The sequence below is a fragment of the Shewanella sp. CAL98-MNA-CIBAN-0140 genome (assembly GCF_040309905.1).
In the GTDB taxonomy this organism is placed as follows: Bacteria; Pseudomonadota; Gammaproteobacteria; order Enterobacterales; family Shewanellaceae; genus Shewanella; species Shewanella psychromarinicola.
Window position 1 is genome coordinate 1 of record NZ_JBEOPI010000114.1, and the last position, 320, is coordinate 320.

Here is a 320-nt window from a genome sequence, read left to right on the forward strand (position 1 = left end):
GCAGAATAAGTCTGGCCGTCAACTTCAAAGCTCACTACGCTTAAATCTGAATCAACATCGCTGTCGTTATCTAATACATTGCCGGTGGCGGCAGTATCTTCTGCAACGCTATTGCTGTCATTAACAAGTACAGACGCATCATTAACAGGCGTGACTTGAATTGTTAGCGTCGCGGTTTCACCAGTGTTAGTGGTATAGGTGATGACAGGGACTTGGCCATTCCAGTTTTCATTTGGTGTAAAAGTGTACGAGCCATCAGCGTTAAGAACTAAAACACCGTCATCCAGAGTCACTTCGGTACCGGCAGAATAAGTCTGGCC

Annotated in this window: 1 protein-coding gene; it reads right to left on the minus strand. The window is 45.9% G+C overall.

Annotation, left to right across the window (positions count from 1 at the left end):
- On the minus strand, positions 1 to 320 hold a 320-nt coding region (locus AAEY93_RS20400), incomplete at both ends, for an Ig-like domain-containing protein (RefSeq protein ID WP_351079459.1).